We start from the raw sequence: 14,515 nt of genomic DNA, 5'->3' as shown, positions 1-14,515 counted from the left end.
TCCCGTGTTGCTCCCGCCACATTAAAACGAAACCTGGCGTTGTTGAACGCCAGGCCTCGCAAAGTTCTGTACTTCCATTCTGCTCAGGAATTATGGGACTTCGAGCTCAATTCCTGTTGCACTTAGTTTGACAATTCACTGGGATGGAAAAGACTCCCCGCATCAGGAAAGGAGCGGACGTTTCTGAAAATATTGCGGCACTGCATACAGAACCACTCTCGTTTCTTGGAATTTGGTTCGCGGCGTGCTTCCCAAAAGCGGGTGATAAGTTTGATAATTTTGTAACCATTTGAAATATTATTTGGCGATATGCAAACCTTTTCATACTTAATTTTGGTCGAATTTCCGAAAAAAACAGAAGAGTATTGACACATATGAAAAATCAAGTATAAAATATGCTCAGAATTTAAGTGAGTTTTGCCATTGTGTTTGCGCATACTGCTTGGATTTTTTTAATTTTAAATTCTGCAAACGATTGCAGAAAATAGGAAACGGGTGGAAACCCTTTTGAACCAGCCATTATTGCGGTTCCGCAATAAATAATTTTAAAAGGAGAATAGCACCATGAAAAAGTTCCTTGCAATTACTCTTGCGCTCGTTATGACTTTTGCAATGGTCGCCTGCGGCGGCACCTCCAGCAGTACCCCTGCCAGCACCCCGGCGTCCGGTACCGGCGCGGCCGAACCCGTTGCGGAGGGTGGAGAGATCGTAATCGGCTGCCTGCAGGATATCACCGGCGCCACTTCGGCGCTCGGCATGTCCGTTCAGGCAGGCGCCCAGGCAGCTGTTGACGAGATTAACGCTGCAGGCGGTATTGGCGGCAAGACGGTCGTGATGAAGACCTATGACACCAAAGGCGACGTGACGGAAGCGGTCAACGCATACATCACCGCCGTCACGGTGGACAACGTTTCGTTAATCGTCGGTCCCCCGGTCGCCAACATCGCCAATGCCATCAAGGAGACCTCTGAGGATTATGACGTCCCCGTTATGGGCTTTGCACTTGACCCCAACTGCCAGCTGAAAGAGGACGGAACCCCCTATAAGAATATGTTCTGCTTCCAGCCCAGTGCCACGACCCAGGGCCAGATCATGGCTTCTTTCGCCGTGAAAAATGACCTGAAGACTTTCGGCATCATTTACAATCAGGAAAACAGCTATTCCGTGTCTCTGCTGGATCCGTTTATTGAACAGCTCGCCGCCGACGGCATCACGGTCGATGACAGCCTTGTCGTGGCCTACGGCGCCGCTGACACCGATTACAAAACTCTGCTGCAGCCCATTGTATCGGCGGGAGTGGACGCGATCTACTGCCCGAACTATACCCAGCAGCTGGTGGCCATCGTGACGGCTGCGACAGAACTGGGCTATGAAGGCAAAATTGTTTGCGGCCTTGATGCGGCACCCTCTTTTAACACCACGTACGGTGGAGACTGTTCCAATATCTATTACATCAACAACATCAATACCGATGACCCCACTACGGCTGAGATGGCTGCGGCCGTAGAGGATAAGGTGAGCGCTGTCAACAAGTATTTCCTGGGCTATGACGTTGTGATGATCGCCAAACAGTGCATCGAAGAAGCAGGCTTGGATGACGCGGCGGCTCTGCTGGCTGCAATTGAGAATGTGAAGGATTTCAAGGGCCTGACGGGTACCGTTACCATCGACCCCGAGACCCACATGCCCGACGGCATGGGTATGTTTATGTACACCTATGACAACCAGACTCCGGTCATGCTGGAGGAATTTGCCGGCTGATCGGGTGTTCCGGATCGGTCTTGACGGAACGGGCCCTCATTGCGGAATCCCCTGCGATGGGGCCCGTTCCATGTTTTTGGGGGAGGCTACTACATGTCGCTGCAGATTTTGATTAACGGCCTGGCGACGGGCTCTGTCTATGCGCTGATTGCTACCGGTTTTGCGCTCATCTTTAATGTTTTGAAATTTTCCAACTTTTCACACGGCGCGACCATGACGGCCGCAGCGTTCGTTGCCTATTTTCTGGTATCATCCAAGGGGATGGGACTCACCGCTACCCTGGTTGCCGCTGCGGCCGCGGGCGCCGTCATTGCGCTCTTCGGCGAATTTTTCGGGTTCCGCCGTATCACTTTGAACCATTCTTCTCCTACTTATTTTTTTGTGTCCTCCATTACGCTGGGCACGCTCTATGAGGGCCTTGTGACCATCAAGGTGGGTTCAAACTTTTACAACTTTCCGGGCTTTTTCAAAAATTCCACCATCAAGGTGGGCAGCCTGGTCATCTCTGCCAGCGATGCCATGATGTGCATCATCAGCTTGGCGGCGCTGGTCATCCTTGGCTATGTGATTCAGAAAACACGTCTGGGCCGCGCACTGCGCGCTGTTTCTTTCGACCGGGACACGGCTCAGCTTATGGGGATCGATTCGACCCGGATCATCCAGCTCACATTTGTCATCTCCGGCTTGTTGGCCGGTGTGGCAGGCGTGTTCCTGGGCATCAAATATACATTGTATCCCACGCTGGGAAGCCTGGTCGTCAAGGGCTTCATCGCCTCGGTCATCGGTGGTCTGGGCAGCCTGACGGGCGCCATCATCGGCGCGGTGCTGCTGGGCCTTACTGAGACAATACTTTTGAGTATGTTGGGATCGGGCTATTCCACGATTGCAACATTCGCCATCATGCTTGTGTTTCTGCTGGTGCGGCCTCAGGGCATCGCAGGCAGCAACATCCAGGAAAAGGCGTAAGGGGGAAAACAGATTATGGCATTGGTATCCAACATCCTTACGCAGGTGTTCATCACGCTTATCGCCGTGGCCGGGGTCTATGTACTTACTGGCCTTACGGGGATGTTCAGCCTGGGGCAGGCAGCCTTTATGGCTATCGGCTCCTATGCTTCGGGGCTTTTGGTGGTCAAGGCGCATATGCCGCTTGTCCCGGCTATCATCATCGCCGTGGCGCTGGCCACTCTGGTGGGATATCTCATCGGCTACCCGGTGGTGCGCCTGCGCCGCGATTATATCTCGCTTGTAACGCTTGGGTTCGGCGAGGCCATCGCCGCGCTGCTCAACCGTATGACCAGCCTGACAGGCGGTGCTTCGGGCTTTACGGGAATTCCGCGCAAGACCACACTCACCATAGCCGCCGTGTCGGCTGTTTTGGCTATCGCGCTGGTGGCTTTTTTCAAATCAAGCAAATACGGGCGACAGTGCATCGCGCTGAGAGGGGACGAGCTGGCTGCAAAGGCTATGGGCATCAACGTCATCCGCATCAAGATGACTGCGTTCCTGCTGAGTGTTGCGCTGACGGCATATTCCGGCTGTCTGTATGCGTTTTATATGTCTTATGTGGATCCCACTGGATTCGGCTGGAAAAAAAGTGCCGACTGGGTCATCATGGTGTTTTTCGGCGGCGTCAACAGCCTTACAGGTTCCACGCTGGGGGCGTTCATCCTTAGTGCGTTGCCGCAGGTCCTGCGCGGATTGCAGAACTACCGCTATGTCATTTATGCGGTGTTGGTGCTGCTTATCATCAACTTCAAGCCCTCGGGCCTGCTGGGCGAATGGGAATTTACCCCGCGTGACATTGCCCGTTCTGCACGTAAGCTGAAACGGAAGCTGGGCTTGAAAAAGGAGGAAAACTGATGGCGCTGCTGGAAGTAAAAAACATTTATAAGAGCTTTGGCGGTGTGAAAGCCATTCAGGATTTCTCGCTGGCAGCGGACGCGGGCCAGATCCACGGCATCATCGGTCCCAACGGCGCGGGCAAGACGACGATCTTCAACGTGATTTCCGGCGTGTATCCGGCCGACCAGGGTTCTGTGACGCTGAACGGACAAGATATCACGAAGATCGAGCAGTACAAGATTACCCGCCTGGGGATGGGCCGGACATTCCAGAATATCCGCCTGTTCAAGGGCCTGACCGTAGAGGAAAACGTGATGTGCGCCTTTGACCCGCAAAGCCGGTATTCCATTCTGGGCGGCCTTGTGCCGACGCCCAGACGCCGCGCCGAAGAAAAGCGCGGCCGCGAGCTGTGCAGAAAATATCTGGAGATTGTGGGTATGGCTGATTTCCTGAACGAGCGTCCAGAGAACCTTTCCTACGGTATGCAGCGCAGGATCGAGATCGCCCGCGCGCTGATGTGCGAACCAAAGGTACTGCTTCTGGACGAACCCGCCGCAGGCCTGAACCCCACCGAAGTCAGCGAGCTGACGGAACTTATTCAGCGCATTTCCAAGGAGATCGGTTTTGGTATCCTGCTGATCGAACACCGCCTGGAGCTGGTCATGAGCATTTCAGACATCATCCACGTGCAGAATTTCGGCAAGACCATCGCGGTGGGCACCCCTGCCGAGGTGCAGCATAACCCCGAGGTCATCGAGGCCTATCTGGGCAAGGAGGAATGACAATGGAACCGATGCTGAAAGTGACGGACCTTTCGGTTAGCTATGGGCATGTGGAAGCGCTGCGCGGCGTAAGCATTCAGGTCGAGCAGGGGCAGATCGTCTCCATCATCGGCGCGAACGGCGCCGGAAAGAGTACGCTGCTGCGCACCATTTCCGGCCTTGTGAAGCCGTTGAACGGCAGGGTGGAGTTTTTGGGCGAACCGCTGCCGAAAAAACCGAACAAAATCGTGGCAAAAGGGATTGTGCATGTGCCGGAGGGCCGCAAGACTTTTTCCGGCCTGACCATCCGGGATAATCTGCTGGTGGGCGGATATCTGTTTAAAGGCAAGGAATTGGAAAAAGATCTGCAGGATCAGTATAAGCTGTTTCCCATTCTGGAAGAACGCAAAAACCAGTATGCGGGCACGCTCTCCGGCGGCGAACAGCAGATGCTGGCGGTGGCACGCGGTTTGATGAGCCGGCCTAAGATCCTTCTGCTGGATGAGCCATCCATGGGCCTTGCGCCTATCATTGTAAACCAGATCTACGATTTGATCCGGCAGATCCGCGACTCAGGCATTACAGTGCTGCTGGTGGAACAGAACGCGCGCAAGGCGCTGGGGATTTGCGATTACGCTTATGTTCTGGAGAACGGGAAGATCAATCTCTCTGGCGCGGGCGATGAACTCCTGCGTTCGGACGCGGTGCGCAAAGCGTATCTGGGAGGCTGAGAAATGGCATATACTCCTGATTTTGAACTGGTGCACATAGGTGTGAACTGTGCGGATGAGGCACAGGCTGCTGAATGCGCACACAAATTTGAGCTTTTGTTTCAATTGGCTGTGAACCCGGCCAAGGAAAGTGCGGATGCACGGTTTACAGGTACACAGATCGAATGGATGAAAAAACCCGGGCGGGGCGAGCACGGACATCTTGCACTGGCCACGGCCGACCTGCCCGCGGCCCGCCGCTACCTGGAAGAAAAGGGCTTTTCCTTTGACGAGGAGAGCATAAAGCATTTTTCGGATGGACGGGTGCTGGTAATCTATGCAAAGGAGCAGATCGGCGGCTTCGCCATTCATTTAATGCAGAAGTGACCCCTTACGGACGCTTTTCAATGTGATATAATAAAGGAAGGATCTACCATGATTCGAGAGTGGAATGAAGAATCACTGGACCACCGCAATACGCTGCTATATGCTATGGGAATAGCGGAAGAAGACGCCAAACGCCCCATCATCGGCCTTGTGAATTCATGGAACGAGATGAATCCCGGCCATTTTCCGTTCAAGGACGTTATCGCTGAGATGAAGGAAGAAATCTATCGGGCCGGGGGTCTTGCGTTGGAACTGCCCATCACGGGTATCTGCGACGGTATCTGCAGCAATACCCCGGGCGACCGCTATACACTGCCTGCCCGGGACATGGTCTCCACAGAGGTGGAGACGGTTGCGGAGCTGAACATGCTGGAAGGTATGGTCATTATGGCCACCTGTGACAAGGTTGTACCCGGTATGCTTATGGGTGCGCTGCGCGTCAATATCCCGACAGTGATGTTTACCGGCGGTTATATGGCTGCGGGCCGTTACAAAGGCCGCATGCTCACACTCACACACACCAAGCAGGCATATGCCGCCTACATTGCGGGCGATATGAGCGAAGAGGACTATAAGGGAATCGTGCGGAACGCTTGCCCCACACCGGGCGCCTGCCCCTTTATGGGCACAGCTAACACGATGTGTGCCATGGCCGAAGTGCTGGGCTTTACCCCCCATGGCACGGCAAGCTGCCGGAGCCAGACGCCCCGTTGGCACGAGTTGGCCCGCGCTGCAGCGCGTCAGGTGATGGAGGCGTGGAAGAATAAAGTGCGCCCCAGCGACATCATCGGGCAGGAAAGCTTTGAAAATGTGGTGCGCTATATGATGGCCACGGGCGGAAGCACCAACAGTGTGCTGCACATCCCTGCGCTGGCACGTCAGGTGGGCTGTGATATCACACCGGAGACCTTTGATGCCATCAGCCGTCAGGTGCCGGTCATCAGCACCATTTATCCGAACCACCCCACCTATACCATGGAGGAGTTTGAGGCCGCAGGCGGCCTGGGTGCCGTGGTGAAGGAGCTGGCGAAGGCCGGCAAAATTGATGCCTCTGCCAAGGGCATGTTCGGCACCATCGCCGACAAAGCGGCTTTGGCTGAGAATAAAAATACCGAGGTTATCCACACGGTAGAGAACCCGATCCACGAGCAGGGCGGCCTTGCCGTCCTGCACGGGAACATCGGTACGGACAGCGCCATCGTAAAGTTCAGCGCAGTAGACCCTGCTGCCTGGAAATTCAGCGGCCCGGCCAAGTGCTACGATTCGCAGGACGACGCCTGGCATGCTATCCTGCGCGATGAGATCGTGGCGGGTGACGTAGTCGTCATTCGTTACGAAGGCCCTAAAGGCAGCCCGGGCATGCCGCATATGGAGACATTCATGGCGGCTGTGCTGGGCAAGGGCTTGGGCAGCAGGATCGCTCTTGTGTCCGACGGGCGTTTTTCTGGTGCGACTGGCGGCCTGGCCATCGGCCACGTCAGCCCGGAGGCCTACGAAGGAGGGAACCTCGCGCTGCTCCGCAACGGTGATATGGTGCATATCGATATCGAGGCGCGCATGCTGACTGTGGAAGTAAGCGACGAGGAATTCAACGCCCGCAAGGCCCTGTGGAAGCCTGTGGTGAAACCCGCCACCGGCTGGCTGAGACTGTACCGTAAGGAATGCACCTCCGCCCACCGCGGCGCTACTGTGTATTGGGAGCGGGACTGAATCCGCTGCCGGGATAGAGGAATCACGGCATACCACAAGGAGGGCGTACTATGACGAATATCAAGCATGTGGCAACATTGGCGGGAGTTTCCGCCAGCACGGTGTCTCGGGTACTCAATGGCAAAAGCTATGTGAATGAGACTACCCGGCAGAAAGTGATGGAGGCGGTGCAAAAGACCAATTACCGTCCCAATGTACTGGCCAAAAGCCTGAAAATGGGCCGCAGCAATACGATATGCCTCATGGTGCCTTCAATACAGAACCTGATTTTTCCGGAGATCGCCCGGGGCGTGGAGGATGTGGCGCGCCGTAACGGTTTCACGGTGGTGCTGTGCAACACCGATGAGGATGCGGCAGTGGAAAAAGCATACATAGACAAGATGAAAACACGCTGGATCGACGGCTTCGTTGTGTGTTCCAACATTGGGGAGGCCGATCACATCCGCGCTTTGCGGGTCGAAGGATTCCCGCTGGTACTGGTGAACCGTTTTGAGGAGCGGGATATCAATGTGCTTGACACTGTAGCCGTAGACAGTTTCCAGGCCGCCTACGATGCGGTGCAGTACCTGGTACGCACTGGGCACAGGCGCATTGCCTTGGCCTATGGCAGGGAAGAACTTTATTTTTACCGTGAACGTTATCGCGGATACTGCCAGGCGCTTTCCGACGCAGGGCTCCCCTATGAGGAGGCTCTGGTGATGCGGGAATCCAGCGGCGTGGACAGTTTTTACCGTCTTACGCAGGAAGTGATGCGCCTGCCGCAGCCGCCGGACGCCATTTTTACCACCAGTGACCCGAAGGCCTTTGTGGTGATGCATGCGCTTCACGATATGGGAGTGCGCATTCCGGAAGATGTTTCGGTGCTGGGTTTTGACAATGTAAGCCTTTCGTCGATGGTGGAACCGCCGCTGTCCACGGTGGCACAGCCTTTGTATGACATGGGTGCTGTGGCCGCAAAAAACCTGATCCATCAGATCCGTTATAAAGAAAAGAACGGCGAACTGCCTCCGCCTGTGCGAAATGTACTGGGTGTGGATCTGATCGTGCGCCGTTCCACCCGATAGGAGGACATTTGCGTGAACCCGCTGGGAATCAATTTGTGGAACTGGTGCGCAGGTTTGTCCGAGGAATGCCTGGGTCTGCCCGAAAAGGTTGCCCGCATGGGCTTTACGGCAGTGGAGCTGCCCATGACGCAGCCACAGGTGCCGTCCGCGCTGGCGGATGAGATCCGGAACACAGGGCTGGCTGTTTCATTGTGTGCGGCTCTGGGCCCGGGCCGGGATCTTTCCAGCTTTGACTCCGCCGTGCGCGCATCCACAATGGATTATCTGACGACCTGTCTTGAAACAGCCGGGCAGCTGGGCGCAGGCATTCTGGCGGGCCCGCTGTACACTGGCGGCGGAAAGCGCCACTGGCTTTCACCCGACGAGAAGAAACGGGAGTGGATGCTGGCTGTCGATGGGCTGCGGGAATTGGCCCGCCGTGCGGAACATTACGGCGTGGTACTCTCTGTTGAGCCGCTGAATCGCTACCGCACCAGCGTTGCCAATACTGCCGGGCAGGTGCTGCGCATGGTGGAAGAAGTGGACGCGCCCAATGTGGGCGTCCACTTCGACACATATCACGCCTGCTTGGAGGAACGGGACCTCTGCGCAGCGCTGGAGCAGGTGCTGCAGGCGGGCAAAGTGAACCATTTTCATGCCTGCGCGAACAACCGCGGCGCGCCCGGACAGGGAGTAATCCCCTGGGAGGACTTATTAGGTCTGTTGGTGCGTTACGGCTACGGAGGGCATATCACGATGGAGACCTTTGCGCTGGGCGGTCTGGATTCCAGTTGGGTGCAGGTGCACTCGGAGCCGGACGAATTGGCGCGGGAGGGACTGTTTTATCTGCAAGCATTTTTTAAGACGAAGGCGGGGCTGTAACGGCCCCGCCCTATTGTGAAAGGGGCTAACCATACAATATGGCAGCACATGAAAAATTTGATTTTAAAACGCTGGAAGAGGTAAAGGCCAAAGCGCAGGAACTTGGGGCCGGCCTCTCGTTCCGGGATGATCTGAGCCCGCTGTTCCAGCCCAGAAAGGTAGGCGGACGCACCGCGCCCAATTCCATGGCCGTCCTGCCGATGGAAGGCTGCGATTCCAATACCGACGGATCGCCAAGCGAGCTTGTTGAGCGGCGCTATCTGCGTTTTGCGTCGGGCGGCGCGGGCCTGCTTTGGTGGGAAGCCTGCGCCGTGGTGCCGGAGGGGCGCGCCAACGAACTGCAGATGATGCTCACGGCGTCCAACCGCAGCAAATTTGCGGCGCTTCTGCAAAAGACCAACGCTGCGGCGGCGCAGAAGAACGGTGCGGAGCACAAGCCGGTGAATATCCTGCAGCTGACCCATTCGGGCCGTTACAGCCGCCCGGAAGGACACATTGCCCGTCCGCTGGTTCCGCAGCATGACCCGCTTCTGGATAAAGGCGGGGAAGTTGTGGTCACAGACATGTACCTCGACGCGCTCACGGAGCGGTATGTACAGAGCGCGCTGCTGGCACGGGAGGTCGGCTTTGACGGTGTGGACATCAAAAGCTGTCACCGTTATCTGCTGAGTGAACTGCTGGCGAGCCATACCCGCGGGGGAAAATACGGCGGAAGCTTTGAGAACCGCACCCGTTTTTTGCGCCAGACCATCCGGGCTGTGCGCGAAGCTGTGGGTGATGACTTCATCGTGGCCTGCCGCTTCAATGTGTTCGACGCGCACCCGTACCCCTATGGCTTCGGGTGCGACCGCGAGGACATGTGGAAATTCGACCCCACGGAGCCGGTGGCGTTGGTGAAGATGATGGTGGAAAACGGTGTGGACCTTCTGTCCAACAGCGGCGGAAACCCTTATTATATCTACCCGCAGGTGACGCGGCCGTTTGACAAATCCAGCTATGGCATCCCCACGCCGGAAGAGCATCCGCTGGAGAGTATGGCGCGGCTGTTTGCATTCACCCGCACGGTCCAACAGGCCGCGGGCAGCGTGCCCGTGGTGGGCAACGGCTACACCTGGCTGCGCCAGTTCCTGCCCTATGCAGGCGCGGCCAACCTGGCCGACGGAAGCTGCAGCTTTGTGGGGCTTGGACGGGAAAGTTTTGCCTATCCCGATGCGCCTCATGACCTGATGACCACCGGGGCCATGGACCCCGGAAAATGCTGCGTTACATGCAGTATGTGCACCCAGATCATGCGGGATCACGGCCGTACGGGCTGTGTCATCAAGGACAGCGCCCTGTACGGGCCAATGTTTAAGAAGTACAATGCAGAGGCAGTGGCGCGCGAGCACCGCAAATAAGCCCCGCCTGCTGAAGGAGGATTTGACATGGATACCATCCGCAACCGAGTGGGGGAGGTTTACGAACCCTTTAAAGTGCGTTTTCTGGAACGGGAGATCCACGCATTGGCTGATGACGAAGTGCTTGTGAGAGTGCGTGCCAGCGCCATCTGCGGCAGTGATCTGCACATCGCAAGAGGGCTGCATCCTTCCGCTCCGCTTCCGGTGACCATCGGGCATGAATTTTCCGGCGACGTCACGGCCGTAGGCGGCGGTGTGGACAATGTGCGCGTGGGACAGCGTGTCACGGTGGAGCCGTGTATTGTGTGCGGCAAGTGCGATGCCTGCCGCCACGGAGACTACGGCTACTGTGAGCATATCAGCTTCACCTACCGCAACGGCGATGGAGCGATGGCGGATTATGTGGTGGCAAAAGCTCCTTATGTTTATGAGCTGCCCGAATATCTCACTTACGAGACAGGGGCGCTGATCGAACCGCTGTCCGTAGCGACTCACGCGGTACGCCGGGCGCAGGTAGCGCTTGGGGAGACGGTGCTTATCATCGGCGCGGGCGCCATCGGCATGATGGTGGCGGCAATGTGCCGCCGCAGCGGTGCGGCGCAAGTCATCATCGCAGATTTTTCCGACAGCCGTTTGGAGATGGCCCTGCAGGTGGGAGCCACCATTGCAATAAACAGCGGCAAAGCGGACTTGGAGCAGGAAGTGGCCCGTCTGACGGGCGGAAAAGGTGTGGATAAAAGTTTTGAATGTGTGGGCCGCGAAAGCTGCTTTTTGCAGGCGATTATGACACTGCGGCGCAACGGTACGGCCACGGTCGTGGGAATCTACGAAAAACCTCAGGTCACGTTCCCGGCGAGCCGCCTGGTAACGCATGAAATACGCATTCAGGGCGCCCAGGGCTACTGCTGGGATTTCCCCATCGCCATTGCGGCGGCGCGGGATCTGCCCTTGGAAAAATTCGTCACACATACTTTCCCGCTCGAGCAGCTGCAGCAGGCGTTGAATACTGCGCTGGACCGCGGCAGCAACAGCATTAAGGTTATTGTAAAACCGTGAGCGGCCCGGGCAGGGGAAAAGGAGAAGAAAAGATGAAAAAGACAGCGATCGTGACAGGCTCCAGCCGGGGCATCGGGTTTGCAATCGCCCGGCAGCTGGGCCTGGACGGCTACAATATCGTGATGGTGGCCACCGGCCCGCAGGAGAAAAACCAGGCGGCCGTGGATGCGCTGCAAAAACAGGGCGTCTGCTGCGCTTATGTACAGGCGAATATCGGCGACCACGACGACAGGCTCAGGATACTTGATGCGGCGCTCACTGCCTTCGGCCGTGTGGACGCCTTGGTGAACAACGCCGGTGTGGCGCCCCGTGTACGCGCGGACCTGCTGGAAATGTCGGAGGAGAGCTTTGATTATGTTTTGGGCGTCAACACCAAGGGGAACATGTTCCTGACGCAGGCCGTAGCGAAGCAGATGATCCGTCAGGCGCCGCTGGATGGCCGGAAGGGCGTTATTGTGAACGTCTCCAGCTGCAGTTCGGTGGTATCCTCCGTCAATCGCGGCGAGTATTGTGTATCAAAGGCAGGCGTCTCCATGCTGACGACCCTGTACGCCGACCGCCTGGCACAGGAGGGCATTCTGGTACACGAAGTGCGCCCGGGCGTCATCGCCACCGATATGACGAGCGCCGTGCAGGACAAATATGATAAGATGATCGGGGACGGAATGTTTCCCATCGCCCGCTGGGGCACTCCGCAGGATGTGGCCAATGCCGTGAGCGCGCTGTGCAGCGATAAATTCCTGTATACAACGGGCAACTATATCGATGTGGACGGCGGTTTTCACATCAAACGCCTGTAAGGAGGATGCGCCATGTTGGAGGAACGCTTTTCCGCCGGGGGCTTCTCGGCCCGGCTCTGCCGATGCAACACGGCCGTCGTGGGAACAGGCGCCGCAGGCTACAATGCGGCTGACCGGCTGTGGCAGCTGGGCCAGCGGGATATCCTCATTGTGACGGAGAACCGCCTTGCCGGCACCAGTCGGAATACAGGCAGCGACAAGCAGACCTATTATAAGCTTACACTTTCCGGCCCGGAGGGCGACAGTGTGCGGGAAATGGCTGAAACGCTGTTCTCAGGGCAGTGTGTGGACGGCGATATCGCTTTGTGCGAGGCTGCGCTTTCCGCCCAGAGCTTTCTGAAGCTTGTGGAACTGGGCGTTCCGTTCCCGCGCAACCGTTACGGAGAGTACATCGGCTACAAAACAGATCACGACCCGCGCAGGCGTGCCACCAGCGTAGGCCCATACACCAGCAGGCAGATGACCGAGTGCCTGGAGCAGGCCGTGCAGGCCAAGGGTATTCCTATGCTGGACCATCTTCAGGTCATCCGCATCCTCAGCGACGGCCATACGGCGTACGGCCTGCTCTGCCTGGATACCGCCGCGCGGGAGGAAACAGACCGTTTCGTCCTGATACAATGCAAAAACATTGTATACGCTACCGGAGGCCCGGCCGGTATGTACGCTGACAGTGTGTATCCCGCCGGACATTACGGGGCCACAGGCCTTGCGCTGGAGGCCGGGGTGAAAGGAAAAAACCTGACCGAGTGGCAATATGGTCTGGCGTCGGTAAAGCCGCGGTGGAACGTATCGGGGACCTACATGCAGGTGCTTCCCCGCGTCTATTCCGCCGCGGAAGACGGCTCGGACGAGCGGGAATTCCTGATGGACTTTTTTAAAACACCTGCCGAGATGCTCAGCAAACTGTTTCTGAAGGGGTATCAGTGGCCGTTCGATGTGCGGAAGGTGGCGGGGGGAAGCTCCATCATCGACGTTCTGGTCTATCTGGAACGCTGCAAGGGGCGGCGGGTGTATCTGGATTACCGCCGGAACCCTGTGGGCGGCGCGTTTTCTTATGATGAACTGGAGCCGGAGGCGCGCGATTATCTGACCCGGGCGGGTGCGTGCTTCGGCACGCCCGTCGAGCGTCTTGGCCACATGAACGCTCCGGCCGTGGAATTTTACCGGGACAAAGGCGTGGACCTTGCCCGTGAGCCTCTTGAGATCTCGCTGTGCGCGCAGCACAATAACGGCGGCCTCGCCATCGACTGCTGGTGGCAGACGAATGTAGCAGGGCTTTTTGCCGTGGGCGAAGCGAGTGCCAGCCATGGCGTGTACCGGCCCGGAGGCACGGCGCTGAACGCGGGCCAGGTGGGAAGCACCCGCGCGGCGCAGTATATTGCCGCAAAGCGCGGCGGCGCGCCGGAAGAGGGATTCGAGCAGGCAGCGGCACAGGCGCTGGAGCAGATGGGCGCGCTGGCGCGTCGCGCCCTGCAGCCGCAGGGCAATGTGCGTGCATTATGGGCACAGGCGGCCCGGCGCATGAGCGAATGCGGCGCGGCCATTCGTGACGGCGGGGCGATTGCCGTTTATCTGGCGGAGGTGAAGGCTCAGCTTGCCTCCTTTGAGCGGAACGTCACGGCCTCGGAGGCCGCAGAGCTGCGCTGGGTCTACCGTCTGCGCGATATGCTCATCAGCCAGTATGCCTATCTGGCGGCTATGCTGGATTATATGCAGCAGGGAGGAAAAAGCCGGGGCAGCGCCCTGTATACAGACCCTGCGGGCAAAAAGCCTTATGCACAGCTGCCTGACGCCTTTACCTTTGTGCTGGATGACGGAAGCCGGGGCGGCCGGGTGCAGGAGATGCTGTACCGGGACGGCGCATGTGTGTTTGAATGGCGTCCCGTCCGCCCCATTCCGAAGGATGATGATTTCTTTGAAAATGTCTGGCGCGAATACCGTGAGACAGGGAACGTAGGCTGAACGGCTCCATTCGGTGGAGCAAAAAATGCTTTGAAATTCCGGGCGGCGTCAGCAGGAAGAAAAAGGCCATGGCCGTCTGCATGGGCGCAAACCCGCAGGGCCTCGAATACGGCCTGCATTACAGGAGGGCCGGGAATAGGCCGTTGGATGACGGAAAATACTGCTTGATATTGCAAAAACAGCGGCCGGAGCATTTTGCTC

The 14,515-nt window shown here is 57.4% G+C and carries 13 protein-coding genes; all 13 read left to right on the top strand.

What is annotated here, in order from left to right:
* The first annotated feature begins 564 nt into the window (after window positions 1-564).
* The 13 genes from IIY41_RS04760 (at window position 565) to IIY41_RS04700 (ending at window position 14,314) form a co-directional block, all read left to right on the top strand.
* On the top strand, window positions 565-1,761 hold the full coding sequence (locus tag IIY41_RS04760; protein ID WP_287399996.1) for an ABC transporter substrate-binding protein: 1,197 nt from the start codon (window positions 565-567) through the stop codon (window positions 1,759-1,761).
* A 93-nt stretch (window positions 1,762-1,854) separates the two neighbouring features.
* On the top strand, window positions 1,855-2,727 hold the full coding sequence (locus IIY41_RS04755; RefSeq protein ID WP_009321813.1) for a branched-chain amino acid ABC transporter permease: 873 nt from the start codon (window positions 1,855-1,857) through the stop codon (window positions 2,725-2,727).
* 15 nt (window positions 2,728-2,742) lie between these two features.
* Entirely contained in the window at window positions 2,743-3,624 is an 882-nt protein-coding gene (locus tag IIY41_RS04750; RefSeq protein WP_009321814.1) for a branched-chain amino acid ABC transporter permease, read from the top strand.
* Window positions 3,624-4,388: an ABC transporter ATP-binding protein gene (locus IIY41_RS04745; RefSeq protein ID WP_009321815.1), complete on the top strand. Its 765-nt coding sequence runs from the start codon at window positions 3,624-3,626 to the stop codon at window positions 4,386-4,388. The genes IIY41_RS04750 and IIY41_RS04745 overlap by 1 nt, the downstream gene beginning before the upstream one ends.
* 11 nt (window positions 4,389-4,399) lie before the next feature.
* A complete protein-coding gene (locus IIY41_RS04740; RefSeq protein ID WP_040909701.1) occupies window positions 4,400-5,098 on the top strand; it encodes an ABC transporter ATP-binding protein in 699 nt (232 codons plus the stop codon).
* A gap of 3 nt (window positions 5,099-5,101) precedes the next feature.
* The gene (locus tag IIY41_RS04735; RefSeq protein WP_009321817.1) at window positions 5,102-5,464 is read left to right on the top strand and encodes a VOC family protein; all 363 of its coding nucleotides are present in this window, start codon (window positions 5,102-5,104) and stop codon (window positions 5,462-5,464) included.
* 48 nt (window positions 5,465-5,512) lie between these two features.
* Window positions 5,513-7,174, top strand: coding sequence for a dihydroxy-acid dehydratase (gene ilvD, locus IIY41_RS04730; protein WP_119979997.1), 1,662 nt, complete (start codon window positions 5,513-5,515; stop codon window positions 7,172-7,174).
* A 50-nt stretch (window positions 7,175-7,224) separates the two neighbouring features.
* A complete protein-coding gene (locus tag IIY41_RS04725; protein WP_050004623.1) occupies window positions 7,225-8,238 on the top strand; it encodes a LacI family DNA-binding transcriptional regulator in 1,014 nt (337 codons plus the stop codon).
* A 12-nt stretch (window positions 8,239-8,250) separates the two neighbouring features.
* Entirely contained in the window at window positions 8,251-9,099 is an 849-nt protein-coding gene (locus IIY41_RS04720; protein ID WP_009321820.1) for a sugar phosphate isomerase/epimerase family protein, read from the top strand.
* A gap of 38 nt (window positions 9,100-9,137) precedes the next feature.
* Entirely contained in the window at window positions 9,138-10,496 is a 1,359-nt protein-coding gene (locus IIY41_RS04715; protein ID WP_287399991.1) for an oxidoreductase, read from the top strand.
* Between the two features lie 27 nt (window positions 10,497-10,523).
* Window positions 10,524-11,552, top strand: coding sequence for a zinc-dependent alcohol dehydrogenase (locus IIY41_RS04710; RefSeq protein WP_287399990.1), 1,029 nt, complete (start codon window positions 10,524-10,526; stop codon window positions 11,550-11,552).
* Between the two features lie 32 nt (window positions 11,553-11,584).
* Window positions 11,585-12,352, top strand: a complete 768-nt coding sequence (locus IIY41_RS04705) for a 3-ketoacyl-ACP reductase (RefSeq protein WP_009321823.1) — start codon at window positions 11,585-11,587, stop codon at window positions 12,350-12,352.
* A gap of 12 nt (window positions 12,353-12,364) precedes the next feature.
* Window positions 12,365-14,314, top strand: coding sequence for an FAD-binding protein (locus IIY41_RS04700; RefSeq protein WP_050004621.1), 1,950 nt, complete (start codon window positions 12,365-12,367; stop codon window positions 14,312-14,314).
* Window positions 14,315-14,515: the final 201 nt, after the last annotated feature.

Source organism: Ruthenibacterium sp. (assembly GCF_017421385.1).
GTDB classification, from domain to species: Bacteria; Bacillota; Clostridia; order Oscillospirales; family Ruminococcaceae; genus Ruthenibacterium; species Ruthenibacterium lactatiformans.
The sequence above is the reverse complement of the archived record's forward strand: the minus strand, read 5'-3'. Positions and strand labels throughout refer to the sequence as shown.